Origin of the sequence: Bartonella sp. B1099 (genome assembly GCF_944801835.1) — a bacterium.
Lineage (GTDB): Bacteria > Pseudomonadota > Alphaproteobacteria > Rhizobiales > Rhizobiaceae > Bartonella.
In genome coordinates this window covers 90,780-109,905 of the sequence record NZ_CALYLN010000002.1, presented here as the reverse complement: position 1 = coordinate 109,905, position 19,126 = coordinate 90,780, and the positions used below count along the sequence as shown (strand labels likewise).

The following is a 19,126-nucleotide window of genomic DNA, read 5'->3' as shown; positions in this document are numbered from 1 at the left end:
TTAAGTTTGTTGATCAAGTTTAAAAACGGATTTCCCTTTTACAAAGGTTTGGAGTACACGTCCTTGAAAACGTGCATTTTCAAAAGGGGTATTTTTTGAACGTGAATAGAACCTCTCTGACGAAACAACCCATGGTTCTTCAAGATCAACCACAATAAGGTCTGCATAAGCACCTTTTTTGAGTGTTCCTGCATTGAGTCCAAAGAGCTTTGCAGGCATCGTTGACAAAAGTTCAGTTATCCGTAGAAGAGATAGGCTCTCATCATGATAAAGACGCAAAGTTGCACTCAATAAGGTCTCCATACCAACAGCACCAGCTGCTGCATCATTGAATGGTAAATGTTTTGTATCCATACTCTGAGGGTCATGGGAAGAGACAATGACATCTATCGTCCCATCTCTTATTGCTTCAATCAGTGCTATCCGGTCTTCTTCTATACGCAATGGGGGCATGAGGCGGAAAGAAGTTTGATATTGGCCAATATCATTTTCGTTGAAAGATAAATGATTAATCGATACACCGGCTGAAATTTTTTCATTGCGTTGCTTGCTTAAGCGAAGGGCATCAGCAGAGAGCGCTGTCGATATCTGAGCGGCATGATAGCGTGTTTGCGTTAATGCTGCTAAGCGCAAATCCCTTTCAAGTGGGATCACTTCTGCTTCGCGGGGGATGCCAGAAAGACCAAGCCAACTGGCGAGCAGTCCTTCATTCATCACGCCTTTTCCTGTAAGATCTTTATCTTGCGTTTCGTGGATTAATGGGACATCAAAATCGCGTGCATAAGTCATTGCACGTCGCATAACAGATGAATTTTGGAGTGTTTTTTTCCCTTCACTAAAAGCAACGGCTCCTGCATCCTTGAGCAAACCAAATTCAGTTATTTCTTGTCCGTTGAAATTTTGTGTGATTGCCGCAACGGGATAAATATTGACCGATGACATTTCCTGGGCTGTGCGCTTAATGAATTGAACGAGGGCAACATTATCAATAACTGGGAGCGTGTCTGGCATCATAAGAAAGGAAGTAATACCACCTGCTACAGCTGCTTGACTTGCAGATGCAATTGTTTCACGATTTTCATTTCCTGGTTCTCCAACAAAAACACGCGCATCAACAAGTCCAGGAAGAATTGCTTTGTTTTGTGCATTAATAACTTCTGCTTCTGCAGGGATTCCTTGATTCAAAGCTTCTTTTCCAGCGGCTGTAATCCGTCCATTTTCAACAATAACTGTACCAATTTCATCGATTGCGCGTGAAGGATCAATAATACGAGCCTGTTGAAAAACAATTGGTTTTATCATTTTTTTTCTCCATTGATCTTCAAGCGTGAATCTAATAAAGCTTCCATGACCGCCATACGTACTGCAATTCCCATTTCTACTTGTGTGTGAATCATACTTTGTGGTCCATCGGCGATATCCGATGCAATCTCCACACCACGGTTTATGGGACCAGGATGCAAAATAATGCAATCGTTTTTCGCATAAGCTAAATTTTCTTTATGTAAACCAAAATAATGAAAATATTCACGCGTGGAGGGAATAAAAGAGCCCGTCATCCGTTCATGCTGTAAGCGTAACATCATGATAATATCAGCATCTTTAAGGCCTTCTTTCATGCTATTAAAAACCTCAACACTCATATGATTAATTTCGGTGGGTAAGAGTGTTGAAGGAGCAACAGCACGAACACGAGCACCCAAAGCATTAAGGCTAAGGATATTAGAACGTGCAACACGTGAGTGCAAGATATCTCCGCAAATGGCAATCGTTAATCCTTCAATACGACCTTTTGCCCTTTTAATGGTGAGAGCATCTAATAAAGCTTGGGTTGGATGTTCATGAGCACCATCACCGGCATTAATGACACAACAATCAACTTTTTGCGCTAATAAAGCTGCTGCTCCCGCACTGCTATGGCGAAAAACCAATATATCTGGCTTCATCGCATTAAGCGTTGCAGCTGTATCAAGTAACGTTTCCCCTTTTTTTACAGATGAGTTGCCGATCGCGAAACTCATCACGTCTGCTCCCAACCTTTTGCCGGCTAATTCAAAAGAAGATTGTGTTCGCGTAGAGGCTTCAAAAAAGAGATTAACTTGAGTTCGTCCGTACAAAATAGATTTTGTTTTATCAATTTTGTTAGAGAGAATAATGTTTGCTTCTGCTCGATCAAGCAATGTATTAAGGTCTTGTACACTCAGATCTTTAATAGCCAAAAGATGTTCGTGAGGGAAAAGTGGAAAAAAATTATCTTGAATCATAGCATTCTTCTTTATCTCTCTTTAAAACAGATTAAACAAGCATTTGTTTGAATATGATAAATGTTTCTTAACTCTAAAAAGACAAATAGTCTATGATATGAATGATTTGAATATAGGAATAGACCTATGAGTGCTGTCTCTGCGCAAAATGCTCGTCGAAAAAATACATTTCTTAGTGATACGCTTATGTTTCGTATAGCCTCTACGTTACCTAAGTTTTTACTAGCAAGCTTTGAAGAAATAGGAGATTTTGCTGCGAGTCAAGAAGCATGGAAGCTTTCTTGCACAGCGAATCATTATAAGCCTTTATTGTGTTATAACGATGAATGGGGACAGCCGGTAGAAAAATTAGAAATACATTCTTCCTATCAAGACCTTCAACAATATTCTAGACAAGCGGGGTTGGTGACCTCGCTTTGGGAAAACACTTCTTCAGAAAATGGGGTACGTTATCAAGCACGTGCAATTCGTTTGGCTTTATCTGCTGGTTTAGAAACAGGGCATTTGAATGAGATTATTATAACGAGTGCAGCGATTGCCGTCTTAATTAGTGATAATGAGCTCTTCAAAAAATGGCAAAATGTTCTTTTGTCACGCCAATATGATTCTTCATCAAAGCCTATTCATCATAAAAAATCCGCTTCTTTGACGTGTGCCTTTGATGATATTGAACAATACGCTTTCAATTTTCCAAGTGTTAAGAAAATTTCTTTCGATGAAAATATGGAACGCGATCTGTATCGCTTAAATGTCGTAAAAACTAATGTAATTAATCCTACAGCTGATGGGTATCTTGTTAGTGCAGATTTAAATGGTCATTTAAGTTGCTTTTTTGTTCCACGTATACAGGAAAATGGTGCATTAAATGGTCTGATATCGATTCGTCATTTAATTCAGCGTTCTGGAGAACTTTTAACACCAGAGGGAGTTGTTGATTTTCAAGGCAGTTATGGCTGGCTTTTGGGAAATGCTGGAGAAGGTCTTAAAGTTATTAAAGATATCGAGACGATGATGCGTTTTGATCAATCTGTCATATCGGCAGGTGTTTTGCGCGCTGCCCTTCAATTTGGTATAGATTTCTTCCGAAAAAAAATGCCAAATCAGCCTTTACCACCACTGACAGAACGTATTTTTGCAGATATTGCATTAGATATTGCAGCTTCACAAGCATTGGTTTTGCGTTTAGCGCGAGCCTTTGATAATGCAGCAAATGACCGTTCTGAAGCCGCTTTCGCGCGCATTATGACACCTATTATTGCTTATCATGTCAGTCAATTGGTTGTGCCTATTATTGGCGAAATTATTGCACAACTTGGTATTGAAAGCTTTATAGAGAATAATCCATTATCACAAATGTTGCATAATGGGCCTGCACGAATTGTGAGAAATAGTTCTGCTAATCAATTGGTCAAGGATGCCATTCTTATTGCTGAAAAAGCACCGGGATTGTTTCAGAAACTATTAGAAAAAATCGCTCTTGATATTGGACCAGCAGGACCACGCGCTATTGAAATTATTAAGTCTGCCGGTGATATGGCAGCAGCAAATGAAGGAGCAGGAAGGTTTTTTGTTGAACAAGTAGCCTATGCCGCCGCCGCCGCCTCATTACGTTCTACGGACATAGAACATGTTGCAAATGCCTATATGGAAAGCCGCCTTGGGGGACAATGGAGATCTTCCTACGGGATGCTCATTGCGCGCTATAATGCAGGGCATTTGCTTAATGTTCTCTATCCTTCCATATGATGAAAGTTTTGAATTCTATTGAGTGCACCTTGCAATATAAAAGCAGCAGCTGCTGAATCAATTCTGCTTGCTCTTTTAGTGCGCGATACATTCATTTCTAAAAGAGAGCGCTCTGCGGCAATGGTTGATAAGCGTTCATCCCAAAAAACAAATGGAATTTCTGTATGCGCTTTCATATTACTTACAAAAGCTTTCGTTGCTTGAACACGAGAGCCACTGCTTCCATTCATGTTAAGAGGTAAGCCAATGATAACAACGCCTACATTTTCATGATCAAAAATTTTAATCAGTGCGTGAGCATCTTCTGTAAATTTTTTTCGCTGGAGCACAGGACGCGGATTTGAAACAATTAGCCCCATATCAGAAATCGCAATTCCAATGGTTTTTGTCCCTAAATCTAAGCCTGCTATTGTTTGTCCAGGCAAAAGATGTGTCATAACTTCATTGATATTAATAACAGTCATAAGAATTATAATACGTTTTTTAATGTTCCAGATCTATAATTATATTCTTTATTCATGTTATCTAATATTCTTGCGCTTGCAAGCGCAGCCTTGTATAGCCAGAATAAAGATTAATGCATAAAACAAAAAAAACAGAAAGGCGTAAAGAGTATGTCTGTTGATCAAGAAACCGTCAAGCGGGTTGCTCGTTTAGCGCGGATTGCCATCCATGATAATGAGATAAAACCTATGACAAAAAAATTCAATGCTGTTCTCGGTTTTGTAGAGCAGTTAAATGAAGTTGATGTCAGTGAAGTTGAGCCATTAACATCTGTGATACCTATGACTCTACGAATGCGTGAAGATCGTGTTACAGATGGCAATAAAGCAGCAGATATTGTCGCCAATGCCCCTGTTACAGAAGAAAATTTCTTTCTTGTCTCAAAAATTGTTGAGTAACTTTTTATATTTTTGAAATTTGAGAACCAATATGACTGATTTAACAAACCTCACAATTGCACAAGCTCGTGATGCTCTCATAAAGAAAAAGCTCAAAGCAACGGAATTAACGGAAGCTTATTTAAAAGCAATTGAACTGGCTAATCCAACTTTGAATGCTTATGTAACAATAACAGCAGAACAAGCAAGAAAAATGGCTGCTGAATCAGAGGGCCGCTTGGCGAGAGGAGAGGGGGGGACTTTGGAAGGAATCCCCTTAGGAATTAAAGATCTTTTTGCAACCCGTGGTGTTCATACTCAAGCCTGTTCAAATATCCTTGATGGTTTTAAACCGCACTATGAATCAACCGTTACGGCTAATTTATGGCAAGATGGTGCCGTGATGTTAGGAAAACTTAATATGGATGAGTTTGCTATGGGCTCCTCTAATGAAACATCATATTATGGTCCCGTTATTAATCCATGGAGGAAAAAAGGCTCGAATGAAAAACTCGTCCCTGGTGGTTCTTCGGGGGGATCGTCTGCCGCTGTTGCCGCACAAATTTGTGCGGGTGCAACAGCAACAGATACAGGTGGCTCAATACGTCAACCAGCAGCTTTTACTGGAACTGTAGGAATAAAGCCGACTTATGGACGTTGTTCACGATGGGGCGTTGTCGCGTTTGCTTCATCCCTCGATCAAGCTGGACCTATTGCTAGAGATGTTCGTGACTGTGCTATCTTACTCAGATCAATGGCCTCTTTTGATGAAAAAGATTCTACTTCCATGAATTTACCAGTTCCTGATTATGAAAGTTATCTTGGTCAATCAATTAAAGGAATGAAAATTGGTATTCCAAAAGAATATTATCTGGATGGAATGTCTTCTGAGATTATTGAACTTTGGCAAAAGGGGATAAATTGGTTAAAAGATGCGGGAGCTGAAATACACGATATTTCTTTACCCCATACAAAATATGCTCTACCTTCTTATTATATTATAGCTCCTGCAGAAGCCTCTTCTAATTTAGCGCGTTATGATGGTGTCCGTTTTGGTTTGCGTGTGCCTGGAAAAGATATTATTGAAATGTATGAAAATACGCGTTCTGTTGGTTTTGGTGATGAAGTTAAGCGGCGTATTTTGGTTGGGACTTATGTTCTTTCATCTGGTTATTATGATGCCTGTTATCTAAAAGCTCAAAAAGTAAGGACACTCGTAAAACATGATTTTGATCAATGTTTTGATTCAGGCATTGATGCTATTCTTACCCCAGCAACTCCAACACCTGCCTTTGGTATTGCTGATGAAAAAATAAAAAATGATGCTGTTGCAATGTATCTTAATGATATTTTTACGGTACCGGTTAATATGGCTGGTTTACCAGGAATGTCTGTTCCTGCTGGTTTGTCATCAAATGGTTTACCCCTAGGATTGCAACTGATTGGTAAACCCTTTGCTGAAGAAGTCATTTTTAAAATAGCACATATTATTGAACAAGCCGCAGGAATATTTTGTGCAGAAAAATGGTGGATATAATCACCAAACCGAAAAGCATTTCTCATCACTGATGAGAAATGCTTTCTTAAAGGGAGAAGAGATAGCTCTATTGCCTTTCGCTTTATCCACCAAGATAGGCTTCTTTAACGCGCGGATCAGAAAGCATAGCTTTGCCTTCACCGTGAAATAAAATATGTCCTACTTCTAAAATATAAGCATAATCTGCGATAGAAAGTGCAGCAAATGCATTTTGTTCAATAAGAAGAACAGTTTTTCCCATATCATTAATTTTGCGGATAATCGAAAAAATCTCCCGAACAAGAAGGGGGGCTAACCCCAACGAGGGTTCATCTAATATAACCATATCAGGATTACTCATAAGTGCGCGTCCTACAGCAACCATTTGTTGTTCCCCACCTGACATTGTTCCTCCCAACTGTTTTGATCTTTCACGTAGGCGTGGGAAAAGATCAAATATCCATTCAATATCACGAGAAATTCCCTGTTTATCATGACGGATATAAGCACCCAGATGGAGATTTTCTAAAACAGTGAGATGGGGCATAATACGTCGGCCCTCAGGGCTTAGAGCAATCCCTAATCGCAAAATCTCTTCTGGTGATTTTTTAATAATTGATTCGCCATTATAGGTAATTTCTCCATAAACAGAGCGATTAAGTCCTGTAATAGAGCGTACAATACTGCTTTTCCCGGCACCATTGGCCCCAATTAAAGTAACAATACTCCCTTTTTTTATGGACATAGAAAGATTTTGAACAGCTTTAATGGCGCCATAATGAACGTGAAGATTTTTTATTTTAAGAATATCCATAAACATCTCCGCCAAGATAAGCTTCAATAACTTTAGGGTTATTACGAATTTCATCTGGTGTGCCATTAGCAATGCAACAGCCATATTCCATAACCAAAATATGTCGGCAAAGCCCCATAACCACTTTCATATCGTGCTCAATAAGAAGAATTGTAAGATCAAAGTCTTTTTGCACTTTTGCGATGAATTTTCTAAGATCGTCACTTTCTTGGGGATTCATGCCAGCGACAGGTTCATCAAGAAGAAGCAATTTAGGCTTCGTGGCTAATGCGCGTGCAATTTCTAAACGCCGTTGTACACCATAAGGTAAAGCTGTTGCTAATTGATTGGCAAGGTGATCAAGTTGTAGCCGTTCAAGAAGCTCCATGGAACTTTTATACACTTCTCTTTTTTCACTCATTGCTTTTGAAAAAAAGAGGGCTGAAGAAAACCAAGGATATTTTTGACGGACATGAGCGCCTACCATAACGTTCTGTAAAACTGTTAACCCTGAGAAAAGACGAATGTTTTGAAATGTTCGGGCAATATGACGTCTACAAACAATATAAGGAGGTTCTCCAGAAATTTTTTGTTCATCAAAAAGAATAGTACCACTTGTAGGGGCATAAAATCCAGAAATCATATTAAAAACTGTTGTTTTTCCAGCACCATTAGGACCAATTAATCCTGTTATGCTTCCTCGTTTAATGGCCATATTAACATTATTGACAGCAATTAATCCGCCAAAACGCATTACAATATCATTGAGAGAAAGAAGAGTGTCGTTCATAGCTTTCCCTCAGACTTAGAAAACTTTTTGCGTGCCAAAAAGTTATAAATTCCATTCCATGAGAATTCACGTTGTCCCATCAACCCTTTTCTCCAAAATAAAATAATTACCAGCAATAAAAGAGAGAAAACAACCATGCGAAGTCCTGGTGTTTCTGGAATATGTATAAAACCTAAGTCAAATGGACTTTCAATAATACGAAGCCATTCAAGCATGACTGTAATGATAATGCTGCCAATAATGCTTCCTGTAATTGAACCAAGACCACCAGCGACAACAATCATTAAAATATTAAAAGTGAGCAAAAAATTAAACATTTTCGGATCAATGGTTGAAATAAGAGCAGCCATTAATGCGCCACCTATCCCTGCAAAAAACGCTCCAACAGTAAAAGAAAAACTACGGTAGAAAAAAGCATTAATTCCCATCGTTTTCGCAGCAATTTCATCATCACGAATAGCCCGTAATACGTTACCCGTATTACTTCGCAGTAAGAGGACAATAAAGAGAACTGTAAATGCTAACCAACCATAGTTCCACCATAACGTTGCATTTTGAGGTATTCCTTTGATTCCTAAAGAACCATTTGTGAGCGATGTTGCATTGGTAATGATAATGCGGATAATTTCTGCAAACCCCAATGTTGCAATCCCAAGATAATCGCCACCAAGACGTAATATTGGCAAAGCAATCAATAAACCGATAATTGCTGCACACAAACCACTGACAACAACAGCAACAAAAAAAGGGAGTTGTAGATGGGACAAAGGTTCAGCGATAGGCTCAAGAATCCACATCATCTCTTTTTGTTCAGGAGAAAGAAGTAAAATTGCGCAGACATAAGAACCAATAGCCATAAAGCCGGCATGTCCAAGGGAAAACATACCTGTAAAGCCGTAAATCAAATTAAGTGAAATTGCCAAGATTGCATTAATAGCAATCAGATTGATAATACGGAGTGTATAGTCATTAAAATGGTTATCTGCATAGAATAAAAAACCTATAAGAATGAAAATACTGATACACGATAAAAAAATTGTCGCTGACTTTGTCATTAGATTTTCTCCTGACTTTTTTTACCCATTAATCCCGTGGGCAATACCAATAAAATCAGAATCAATAAAATGAAAGCGAAGGCATCACGATATCCAGATAGCGCGGGGAAAAATGCGATAATCATAATTTCAATAAACCCTAATAACAATCCCCCCAACATTGCTCCTGGTATCGAACCAATACCTCCGATAACGGCGGCAATGAAGGCTTTAAGACCAGGAAGAACGCCCATATAAGGCTGAATTTGAGGATAACGTAAAGACCACATAATACCTGCTATAGCAGCAAGTGCTGAGCCTATCCCAAATGTAAATGCAATGACTTTATTGACAGAAACCCCCATCAAACGCGTTGTTTCGATATCATGAGAGATTGCACGCATAGCAAGACCAGGTTTTGTTTTATGGATAATCCATAACAATAAGACAATAAGAACCAATGATACGATAGGAACAATCAGAGACATGGGAGCAATTCTAATGATACCTTCTGCTTCTGATCCTAGGTGCCATAAAAATGGTGTTACCAGAAAATCTGGTTGTTTTACACCTTTGGGAACACCACTAAAGAGTACAGTAGCAATATTTTCAATAAAAAAAGAAACACCGATTGCACCGATAAGTGCCGAAATACGCGGTGCATGGCGTAAAGGTCTATAGGCAAATTGATCAACAATAATCCCCACTGCACTTGTAATAAAAATGGAAAAACAAAGAGCTAAAACCCAGATCGGTGTAAAATTTTGTGGAGAAATTTTAAAATAATAAATAAATCCTAATGTAAGAATCAAAAAAACAGCCATCCAATAAGTTGGAGGGCGCCTTTTAAATCCTATAAATACTGAATAATAAATAAGAGCAGCGAGGAATAGAAGAAGAAATGCTGCCCAAGCCGGCATAAAGCTAATTGTGGAAAAGAAAACAAAATAAGCTCCCAGCATAAAAATATCACCGTGAGCAAAGTTAATCAGTCTCAATATACCATAAACCATGGTGTAACCAATAGCGATAAGCCCATAAAGAGACCCCAATGCCAGCGCATTAAAAAAATACTGGATGAACATTTCAGTGCTCATCTCTCATCCTTCCACATTTGTTAATTTACTAGGATAATAAGAAAATCTTTAAGCTTTTTTGGTTGAGAATATTTTTCTCAACCAATTTTTGCATTTCAATTTTAATACGTACAACTCTTAAATTAAAAAGCAGGTTTAACTTCTTCTAAATAAACACGTTTTCCATCCTGTATTTTAATGATACCAATCGGAATCGTAGGGTTATGATTTTCATCCATCGACATATTACCAAAGGGTGTTTCAAAATCTTTTAACTTGCTTAATGCAATGGTAATTTTCTCACGATCAGCGCTGCCAGCATTTTCAATAGCCTTCATGAACATCATATAACTTGTGTATCCCAAAACTGAATTGATATTTGGCTCTTTGTCAGGATAAACTTTTTTCCATTCTTCTGTAAATTTTTGCGCAGCAGCTGACATATTTGGCATATCCTCACTATAGGGAAGTGTCGTATGTAAAAAACCTTCTGCAGCACTTCCTGCAATCGTAATAGTTTCTGGATTATCCATGGCATCTCCACCCATAATTTGAAACTTCGCCCCTAATTCACGCGCCTGTTTCATGATGATGGCTCCTTCAGAAAAGTAAGATGGAATGAATAAAATATCAGGTTTTTTCGCGATAATTTGTGTGAGAACAGCTGAAAAATCCTGATCTCCAGAATTATAATTTAAATTTGAGATAACTTCACCACCTAATTTTTTGAAAGCACGTGTAAAATAACTTGCAAGCCCAATGGCATAATCGCTTGAAATATCTTTGAGGATAGCGGCTTTTTTTGCCTGTAAAACTTGGCTTACATAAGTTGCGATTCCTACTCCTTGATAGGAATCAATAAAACAAGCGCGAAAGTAATATTTTTTACCTTGTGTAACAAGGGGATTCGTTGAAGAAGTTGCAATGGCCGGAGTCTTTGCTTTTTCAGCTATTTCACCACCTGCTAGCGAGAGTGAAGAACCATAGCTACCAATGATTCCACTTACCTTTTCACTTGCTGTTAAACGCATAACAGCATTAGCCGCTTCCACTTTATCGGACTTATTATCAATAATAACAAGTTCCACTTTACGTCCCAAAATTTCTGGAACTTGTTTATGGGCTAATTCGATACCTCGAATTTCAAGCTGACCTCCAAAGGCATTTTGACCACTTAACGGAAGATAAATACCAATTTTGATAGGTTCATTCGCATAAACATTCGCTGTAAGTGCCATAAAAGCTGTGATTGTCGTAAGGATTTTCTTCAATTGCATTGCGCATTTTCCTTAATTGAATTGTCGTTTTTGCACCTTATATTGAACTTCTTCATCATGCAAGTTACACATTAATGAAAATATCATTATGTAAAAAAACTTTTATATGACCTTTTTTGTAGAGCCCTCTTTGTAGGATATGTAAAGTGCACAATCAAATAGTTTTATAAATATTTTTTATAAATTTCATGTTGATATTAATATGTAAGAGATACGACAATATGGGGAAATCTTATCTTGGGGCTTGCGTGTTAATACAATAGCAATGTTTACTTAAACCTAGAGAATCAATATCGTACAATTTATAAGCTACAGGATCACGTTATTATGACGAGTAAGGATGCATTCAAAGATTGTTCCCTATCTGAGGATAGTATAGGTGCTTGTGGGGAAATTATCGAAATCAGTGGTGTCATTAAGTGGTTTGATGGTAGTAAGGGCTATGGATTTATTGTACCTGATTTACCTCATTTTCCCGACATATTATTGCATGTTACAGTCATGCGAAGGGATGGTTTCCAAACAGCTTTAGAGGGCGCTAAAGTTATTTGTGCTGTGGAAAAGACGGAACGAGGATTAAAGTGCGTTCAGGTGAAATCTATCGATTGTTCTTCAGCGGTTCATCCATCAGAAGTTCCTGCCCGTACTCATGTTGTGGTTACTCCAGAAAGTGGACTAGAACGTGCAATTGTTAAATGGTTTAATCGTGACAAAGGTTTCGGTTTTCTTAGCCGTGGGCAAGGGACAGAAGATATTTTTATCCATATGGAAACGTTGCGCCGTTTTGGTTTAGCGGAGCTTCGTTCAGGACAAGTTGTTCTTGTCCGGTTTGGTAAAGGGGAAAAAGGTTTGATGACAGCAGAAATTTATCCAGATATAGGATTTCCTTTTGCTACACATTAAATCGCTACTCATTGAACTTTCGAGTAAAATCTTTTAAAGGATGCTTATTGCGTAAACAGCTATAGAAGTATCTCTGTTATAGCTCTCGTGAATTTATAAACTAAATGAGAAAATGCGCGTATCTATAAAAATAAGGAAAAAAAAAGAGAACAGCTCTCTTGTTTTTTGGCTTTTGAACTCTGATATTTCTATTTCAGAAACAAAATTTAAGTTTTTTTTGTGGTGGGGACAAAAATGTTAAAACTTTTTAAAAGAGGATATATTGTTTTATTGGCGGTGTTTTTTATGTTAGAGACGCGCGTTGTTGTCGCGAAGGAGCCCATGGAGATTCCTGTTCATCCGATTCCTTTAGAAATACACACAAACCAGGGCACGATTTCTTATAAGGTAGAGATTGCTTTTACTCCCTCTCAAGCAGCAGCTGGTTTAATGTATCGGACTGATTTTCCACGCGATCGTGCAATGCTTTTTAAACAGCAAAAAAGTTATCAATCGGGAGATGAACAGAAGCTTTTTATGTGGATGGCTAATACACCTTTGCCCTTAGATATGATTTTTTTAAACTCTGAAGGCATTATTGTATCGATTATTGAAAACACTTCTCCATTTTCAAAAAAGACCATTTCATCAGGCGTTCCTGCAGCTTTTGCACTTGAGATTAACGCTGGTGAAGTTTCTGAAAAACAGATACAAAAAGGGCAACGTATTATTCATCCTGTCATTTGTGGAAAGTGCAATAAAAAATGACAGCTGAGGACGTTCGTTTTTTTGAATATGATGGTTTGCGATTTGCTTATCGTGAAGAAGGGAAAGGCGCACCTATTTTGTTGATCCATGGTTTTGGATCTTCTGCTCGGGTGAACTGGTATGCAACGGGTTGGTTTCGTATTCTCACTGAAGCAGGGTATCGTGTTATTGCTCTTGATAACCGAGGGCATGGAGATTCAGTTAAAAGTTATGATCCTAGCTTTTATACACCTCAAGCTATGGCTGGCGATGCGGTCAAACTCTTACAGCATTTAGAATTATCTAAAGCCCATGTTATGGGATATTCTATGGGAGCTCGTATTAGTGCTTTTATGGCTCTTTTACATCCAACATATGTGAACAGCGTTATTTTTGGTGGTTTAGGTATTGGTATGGTAACGGGAGCAGGAAATTGGGAGCCTGTTGCTGAGGCTCTTTTAGCGGAAGATCCCTCTACCATTACCAATACGCGTGGTTTAATGTTCCGTAAATTTGCTGATCAAACGAAAAGTGATAGGCGTGCTCTGGCTGCTTGTATTATCACATCAAAACAAGAGTTAACGGCATCTGAAATTCATAAAATTAAACAACCTGCACTTGTTGCCGTTGGCTCATTAGATGAGATTGGCGGTGCTGCAGAGCCATTAGCAGCTTTGTTGCCTTGTGGTGAAGCTTTACCAATTCCTGGTCGAGATCATATGCTTGCTGTAGGTGATAAAGTTTATAAAAAAGGTGTTATCGATTTTCTCTCTCGTTATCCTATAAAATAAAAATTTTTGATAGATCTTAGCATTTACAAAAATACCTAATATTTTCGCGTATAAACTGAAAAGATTATTTAAAAACTTTTTACTCTGACATAAGTTTTTATAAAAAATAGGCAGACAAATAAACTCTTATTCACTTATTTTGTATATTTCTTAAACTAAGTAATTCTTTTAAGGTTAGATAACTATATTTAAAATTCGTTGAAAAGAATTATTTTTGAGTGATATAATAATATTTTTTTGCTAAAAATGCAGTTTTAAATAAAAAATTATTATTATTTTAATTTTTTATAGAAGTAATAAAATTATAAATCGTTGATTAATTTTTCCTCTAAACACACCTCATAAATGCAGATGCTAAAATTGGAGATAAAGTAAAATTATTTTAAATATACACAGTTTTCTGCCATTTTTTTATCTATACGGGTATATTTAATAATGATAGACTCCTTTTATAGAAGTTCTTTATGAAGATATAAAGAAAGAGCTGTAAATATATGTAATATTAAGTCAATATTCAGATTAAGCTTTTTTACTGGCTTTACAGAATCATATAAGTGTCTTATTCGCGCGACACACAATTATTTTAATCGTTTCAAAAAACAGGAGAGCATAGTGAATGCTGATGAAATAAAAAAACTTAATAATTATTTAAAAAATACATTCCAAAACTCAGCATTGCAAGTCAGAGCACGCCCTAAAAAGGATGATTCTTGTGAGGTTTATATGGGGGATGAGTTTCTAGGTGTTATCTATCGAGATGAAGATGAAGATGAGCTATCCTATAATTTCTCAATGGCTATATTGGATATTGATTTAGAGAATTGATTGGCTATTCATCCTTGAATGAAGTCTTTTTTCCCATAAGGTTTATATGAGTTTTAATGCTTTAAAACTTGTATGATTATGGCGTGCAATAATAAGGTGATCATGGATTGTAATCCCTAATGCATTTGCTGCGTCTTTTAATCTGTATGTCATTGTTATATCTGCATCGGAGGGGGTGGAATCACCAGAAGGGTGATTGTGGACTAAGATAAGTCCTGCTGCGGATAATTCTAAAGCTCGAGAAATAACTTCACGAGGATAAACAGGGGTATGATCAATCGTTCCAGTTTGTTGCACCTCATCGGCAAGTAAGCCGTTTTTCTTATCGAGAAATAAAATACGAAATTGTTCACGTGTTTCGTGAGCCATAACCGCTTTACAATACGCTAATACTTTATCCCATGATGAAAAAATATCACGTTTAAACAATTGCGCACGAGCAAGACGTCCTGCAACATCTGAAATAATTTTTAAATCAATTGCCGTTGCGGGACCACATCCTTGAACTTCTTGAAGTCGATGAATATCAGCTCCTAACACATCTGCGAGTGAACCAAAATGTGCTATCAAATTTTTAGCTATAGGTTTTGTGTTTGCGCGAGGTATTGTGCGAAAAAGCAATAATTCAAGATATTCATAATCTTCAAGTGCATTTCCTTTTGACTTTAAATAGCGCTTTCGAAGACGCTCACGATGTCCTTGATAATGTTTATCAAGCTGTGTGTTTTTCTTAGGGTCTTTACTTTTTCTTTCTGATACTGGGGTGGATGGAGAACTTGATGTTAATGCAAAGTGATTACTTTGAATATCTTCCTTTTGATTTAATTTTTTAGCCATAACATCTCTACAGTGGATTAGGTCTGAGAATTTGGAATATAAAAGATATTTTTAGGCGATTGTGTAAATATTTCATACCCTTCATTTGTAACACCAATTGTATGCTCATATTGTGCTGTCAGAGAGCGGTCACGAGTAACAGCAGTCCATCCATCAGATAAAATCTTAACTTGTGGTTTACCAAGGTTAATCATAGGTTCAATCGTAAACATCATCCCTTGTTTTAATTCGACTCCTTCTCCAGGATTTCCATAATGGAGAATATTGGGGGCATCATGAAAAAGCTGACCAATACCATGTCCGCAAAAATCTCTCACAATTGAGCACCGTTCAGATTCTGCATACTGTTGAATGGCAGCACCAATATCACCTGTCGTTGCTCCAGGTTTAACGACAGCGATTCCTCTCATAAGACTTTCATAGGTTATTTGTAAAAGGCGTTCTGCAGCACGTCTGATTTTTCCAACAGGATACATACGACTTGAATCACCATGCCAACCATCAAGAATAAAAGTCACATCAACATTCACAATATCACCTTCTTGCAAGGGTCTTTTATTGGGAATACCATGACAGACAACGTGATTGATAGATGTACAGCATGAATGGCTGTATCCATGATAATTTAAATCAGCAGGAAGAGCTCCTTTTTGGGCACCAAAAGTAAATACAAAATCATCAATTTCTTGTGTAGTGACGCCAGGTTTAATAATATCCATAAGAGCATCAAGGCATTCTGCCGCAATACGACCAACTTCACGCATTTTAGCGAAAGCATAGTCATCGAAAATGCGAATTTTCCCGTTAAATTTTAAAGGGATTTTATTATATTCAATATACTCAATCATTGTTTTTTCTGTTTTCTATTTTTACTCTCTGAATCGGAAAAATACCTTCTACACTTACGTGACACTTTACAGCATAACATTCTACTCCTGATTTTAATGCTAAATCAAACTTACGTCCATAGAGTGGATCAAGATCGTGACAGATTGTAAAAGCTGCACAATCTTCCCGTTGAATAACATACAGCATAGCAGCTCGTTTTCCTTGTTGTACGATTTGTATGAGTTCTTCAAGGTGACGGGCTCCCCGTTTTGTTGCGCTATCAGGAAATTCTGCTAATCCTTTTTGACGAATAAAATGAACATTTTTGACTTCTAGGTAACAATCAGGAAGATTGTCATTCCGTAGAAGAAAGTCAATGCGTGATTGTATCCCATAGCGTTGTTCTTTTAAAATCGTTTTATACCCACTTAATTCTGGTAGTAATCCGTTTTGAATTGCTTCTAACGCAAGTTTATTCGGTAAAGTGGTATTAATACCAACTAAAGTATTATCGGATTCAACAATTTCTAATTGATAGGCATATTTTCTCTTGGTATTTTTATGATATGAAAGCCAAACTTTGGCGTTGGAAGCTGTCAATCCAAGCATTGATCCTGTATTTGGTACCGACACAGTGAAAATATGTTGGTCATCCTGTTTAACATCTGCAAGGAAACGTTTATAACGACGGATAAGCTTTGCAGGAAAAAGTTTGGGAATAAAGTACATATTTCTTTTTTAGGATTTATGATTTCATAATTCAACTGAGATTATGATTTGTAGGAGTTATTCCCTATTTAAAAAGATAAAATGGATGTAAAAAACGCTACGATATCTTATATAAATTGTTATAAACTTCATCGTTCACTTTAATGGCTTTTTAAATTTTTATGAGAAAATCTACACGCGTTGAGTGAAAAAATAACATTGTCTATAATTTATTATTAAACAGTATTAGCGTACTGTGAAGAAGGTTCCATTAAAAAATAGTGGAGAGGGAGATTATTTAAGTGAAACTAGGTAAGGTTGATGGCTGGAACGAATAAGAATCGTGAAAATTTAACAAATGGACCCATTATTATTTTAGTTGAACCGCAGCTTCCGGAAAATATTGGTATGGTCGCAAGGGCAATGGCAAATTTTGGGCTTTCTCAACTTCGGCTTGTCAAACCTCGGGAAATATTTCCAAATGAAAAAGCTAGAGCTGCTGCAAGTAAAGCTGATCATGTCATTAACAACACCGTGATTTTTGACACATTACGTGATTCAATTGCAGATTTACATTATGTTTTTGCTACAACAGCCCGTGAAAGATGTGGATTTAAAACTGTAAAAAGTGCTGTCGAAGCAGCAAATGTACTTCGTCAGCGTGAGAATATCGGACATAAAACAGGTATTGTCTTTGGAAGAGAGAGATGGGGACTAGAAAATGATGAAATCAGCCTTGTTGATGAAATCATTACTTTTCCAGTTAATCCTGCTTTTGCATCACTTAATATTGCACAAGCGGTTCTTTTGATGTCTTATGAATGGATGAAAACAGGTCTAGAAAATGTAAGCGATACGGCATTTCGTGCAGCAGAGATGGAGCCTGCAAATAAAGCAGTGCTTCATGGTTTTTTATCTCAATTGGAAGAGGCTTTGGATATCCGTGGGTATTTTAGACCCCGAGAACGAAAAGAGGTTATGCTTACAAATTTACGCTCTGTTTTTACGCGTGCTAACTTTAGTGAATCTGAGGTTCGCTTATTGCGAGGCGTTATATCTTCGTTGGATCATTTTTCTCCTCAATATCCACGGGGGAGTAGAGCCCCTAAAGAGCGTGATCGTCAAAAAATTAAAAACAAATGTGAAAACTGATGGATGAACGGCCTATTCTTTTTTTTGATAGTGGTGTTGGTGGTTTAACAGTGTTGAGGGAAGCGCGCGTTTTTATCCCTGAAATACAATTTATTTATGTGGCTGATGATGCTGGATTTCCTTATGGTAATTGGGAAGAAAATGTTTTAAAAGAACGCATTTTAAAGTTTTTTACAAATCTTTTAACACGCTATAATCCCGCCTTATGTGTGATTGCTTGCAACACTGTTTCTACATTGATGATGGCAGATCTACGACAGAATTTTCCTCATGTCCTTTTTGTGGGAACGGTTCCTGCTATTAAATCAGCTGCTGAACAAACGAAATCTGGTTTTATTTCCGTATTAGCGACTCCTGGAACAGTTAAACGTGCCTATACAAATGAATTAATTAACTCTTTTGCTGGACAGTGTCATGTTCAGCTTGTAGGAAGTGAAAAGCTTGCTGGATTTGCTGAAGATTATTTACGAGGAAAATCTATTGATTTAGAAGAGTTAAGAAAAGAAATCCTGCCATGTTTTGTAGAAAAAAATGGCAAATATACTGATGTTATTGTTTTAGCCTGCACTCATTATCCTTTTTTGATTAAATTCTTTCGTGAACAAGCTTTATGGTCTGTTGAATGGATTGATCCAGCAAAAGCGATCGCCAAACATATCAGATCATTATTACCTTTGTCGGAAAAAATACATCAGCACCCCATAAAAAAATATCAAGATTTTGCGTTGCTGACATCGAAAAATATCACTTCTTCAACGGAGCAGTTGTTAAAAGGATTTGGCTTAAAACTTATGAAAGGTGTTGACTTTGAGATACGGGATCAATAAAAATACTCCAGCTTTTTCTTTCAAGAAAATGGCTATCATTGACGTGTCCCGTGGATAACTTCGCATCATTGGTATGTTAAGCTATTCTGTCAGTCTTTTGTATTTAAAGGCAGAGGAGGGCGCGTTTCCTTGGGATCTTCAGATCTCGTGTT

The 19,126-nt window shown here is 37.4% G+C and carries 19 protein-coding genes and 1 pseudogene; 9 read left to right on the top strand and 11 right to left on the bottom strand.

The window, feature by feature from the left end; genetic code table 11:
- Both NNJ73_RS06780 and NNJ73_RS06775 read right to left on the bottom strand, forming a co-directional pair.
- Positions 1–1,302, bottom strand: coding sequence for a dihydroorotase (locus NNJ73_RS06780; RefSeq protein WP_254493402.1), 1,302 nt, complete (start codon positions 1,300–1,302; stop codon positions 1–3).
- Positions 1,299–2,264: an aspartate carbamoyltransferase catalytic subunit gene (locus NNJ73_RS06775; RefSeq protein WP_254493400.1), complete on the bottom strand. Its 966-nt coding sequence runs from the start codon at positions 2,262–2,264 to the stop codon at positions 1,299–1,301. The genes NNJ73_RS06780 and NNJ73_RS06775 overlap by 4 nt, the downstream gene beginning before the upstream one ends.
- Before the next feature lie 126 nt (positions 2,265–2,390).
- On the opposite strand from NNJ73_RS06775, the gene NNJ73_RS06770 reads away from it, so the two are divergent.
- Entirely contained in the window at positions 2,391–4,010 is a 1,620-nt protein-coding gene (locus tag NNJ73_RS06770) for an acyl-CoA dehydrogenase family protein (protein WP_254493398.1), read from the top strand.
- Here the strand turns inward: NNJ73_RS06770 and ruvX are convergent.
- Positions 3,995–4,474 carry a Holliday junction resolvase RuvX gene (ruvX, locus tag NNJ73_RS06765; protein ID WP_254493396.1) on the bottom strand — a complete coding sequence of 160 codons (480 nt, stop codon included), beginning with the start codon at positions 4,472–4,474 and terminating at the stop codon, positions 3,995–3,997. The genes NNJ73_RS06770 and ruvX overlap by 16 nt on opposite strands.
- A gap of 150 nt (positions 4,475–4,624) precedes the next feature.
- Here ruvX and gatC point away from each other — a divergent pair, with 150 nt between their 5' ends.
- Together gatC and gatA are read left to right on the top strand one after the other, a co-directional pair.
- Complete coding sequence (gene gatC / locus NNJ73_RS06760; RefSeq protein WP_254493394.1) at positions 4,625–4,912, top strand: Asp-tRNA(Asn)/Glu-tRNA(Gln) amidotransferase subunit GatC; 288 nt, start codon at positions 4,625–4,627, stop codon at positions 4,910–4,912.
- A gap of 31 nt (positions 4,913–4,943) precedes the next feature.
- A complete protein-coding gene (gene gatA, locus NNJ73_RS06755) occupies positions 4,944–6,428 on the top strand; it encodes an Asp-tRNA(Asn)/Glu-tRNA(Gln) amidotransferase subunit GatA (RefSeq protein ID WP_254493392.1) in 1,485 nt (494 codons plus the stop codon).
- 82 nt (positions 6,429–6,510) lie between these two features.
- Here the strand turns inward: gatA and NNJ73_RS06750 are convergent, their stop codons facing one another.
- The 5 genes from NNJ73_RS06750 to NNJ73_RS06730 all read right to left on the bottom strand — a co-directional run bounded on the left by NNJ73_RS06750 (position 6,511) and on the right by NNJ73_RS06730 (position 11,377).
- Positions 6,511–7,221, bottom strand: coding sequence for an ABC transporter ATP-binding protein (locus tag NNJ73_RS06750; protein WP_012231719.1), 711 nt, complete (start codon positions 7,219–7,221; stop codon positions 6,511–6,513).
- On the bottom strand, positions 7,208–7,990 hold the full coding sequence (locus NNJ73_RS06745) for an ABC transporter ATP-binding protein (protein ID WP_254493390.1): 783 nt from the start codon (positions 7,988–7,990) through the stop codon (positions 7,208–7,210). The genes NNJ73_RS06750 and NNJ73_RS06745 overlap by 14 nt, the downstream gene beginning before the upstream one ends.
- Complete coding sequence (locus NNJ73_RS06740; RefSeq protein ID WP_254493388.1) at positions 7,987–9,045, bottom strand: branched-chain amino acid ABC transporter permease; 1,059 nt, start codon at positions 9,043–9,045, stop codon at positions 7,987–7,989. The genes NNJ73_RS06745 and NNJ73_RS06740 overlap by 4 nt, the downstream gene beginning before the upstream one ends.
- A complete protein-coding gene (locus NNJ73_RS06735; protein WP_254493386.1) occupies positions 9,045–10,121 on the bottom strand; it encodes a branched-chain amino acid ABC transporter permease in 1,077 nt (358 codons plus the stop codon). Before NNJ73_RS06735 ends, NNJ73_RS06740 begins: the two co-directional genes overlap by 1 nt.
- 122 nt (positions 10,122–10,243) lie before the next feature.
- Positions 10,244–11,377, bottom strand: a complete 1,134-nt coding sequence (locus NNJ73_RS06730; RefSeq protein WP_254493385.1) for an ABC transporter substrate-binding protein — start codon at positions 11,375–11,377, stop codon at positions 10,244–10,246.
- Between the two features lie 327 nt (positions 11,378–11,704).
- Between NNJ73_RS06730 and NNJ73_RS06725 the strand changes: the two genes are divergently transcribed.
- The 4 genes from NNJ73_RS06725 to NNJ73_RS06710 all read left to right on the top strand — a co-directional run bounded on the left by NNJ73_RS06725 (position 11,705) and on the right by NNJ73_RS06710 (position 14,622).
- Positions 11,705–12,280: a cold-shock protein gene (locus NNJ73_RS06725; RefSeq protein WP_254493383.1), complete on the top strand. Its 576-nt coding sequence runs from the start codon at positions 11,705–11,707 to the stop codon at positions 12,278–12,280.
- A 234-nt stretch (positions 12,281–12,514) separates the two neighbouring features.
- The gene (locus tag NNJ73_RS06720; RefSeq protein WP_254493381.1) at positions 12,515–13,027 is read left to right on the top strand and encodes a DUF192 domain-containing protein; all 513 of its coding nucleotides are present in this window, start codon (positions 12,515–12,517) and stop codon (positions 13,025–13,027) included.
- A complete protein-coding gene (locus tag NNJ73_RS06715) occupies positions 13,024–13,797 on the top strand; it encodes an alpha/beta fold hydrolase (RefSeq protein ID WP_254493379.1) in 774 nt (257 codons plus the stop codon). Before NNJ73_RS06720 ends, NNJ73_RS06715 begins: the two co-directional genes overlap by 4 nt.
- Before the next feature lie 612 nt (positions 13,798–14,409).
- A complete protein-coding gene (locus tag NNJ73_RS06710) occupies positions 14,410–14,622 on the top strand; it encodes a DUF3126 family protein (protein WP_254493377.1) in 213 nt (70 codons plus the stop codon).
- A 42-nt stretch (positions 14,623–14,664) separates the two neighbouring features.
- Here the strand turns inward: NNJ73_RS06710 and radC are convergent, their stop codons facing one another.
- Genes radC through sfsA form a run of 3 tightly spaced genes read right to left on the bottom strand, consistent with a single transcriptional unit; the run spans position 14,665 to position 17,016 of the window.
- Positions 14,665–15,459, bottom strand: coding sequence for a DNA repair protein RadC (gene radC / locus NNJ73_RS06705; protein ID WP_254493375.1), 795 nt, complete (start codon positions 15,457–15,459; stop codon positions 14,665–14,667).
- Positions 15,460–15,476: 17 nt separating this feature from the next.
- Entirely contained in the window at positions 15,477–16,307 is an 831-nt protein-coding gene (map, locus tag NNJ73_RS06700; protein ID WP_254473970.1) for a type I methionyl aminopeptidase, read from the bottom strand.
- Positions 16,300–17,016, bottom strand: a complete 717-nt coding sequence (sfsA, locus tag NNJ73_RS06695) for a DNA/RNA nuclease SfsA (RefSeq protein ID WP_254473971.1) — start codon at positions 17,014–17,016, stop codon at positions 16,300–16,302. The genes map and sfsA overlap by 8 nt, the downstream gene beginning before the upstream one ends.
- A 300-nt stretch (positions 17,017–17,316) precedes the next feature.
- Here sfsA and NNJ73_RS06690 point away from each other — a divergent pair.
- Positions 17,317–18,154 (top strand): annotated as a pseudogene (locus NNJ73_RS06690) (RNA methyltransferase).
- Positions 18,147–18,974: a glutamate racemase gene (gene murI, locus NNJ73_RS06685; RefSeq protein ID WP_254493371.1), complete on the top strand. Its 828-nt coding sequence runs from the start codon at positions 18,147–18,149 to the stop codon at positions 18,972–18,974. The pseudogene NNJ73_RS06690 and the gene murI overlap by 8 nt, the downstream one beginning before the upstream one ends.
- Positions 18,975–19,126: the final 152 nt, after the last annotated feature.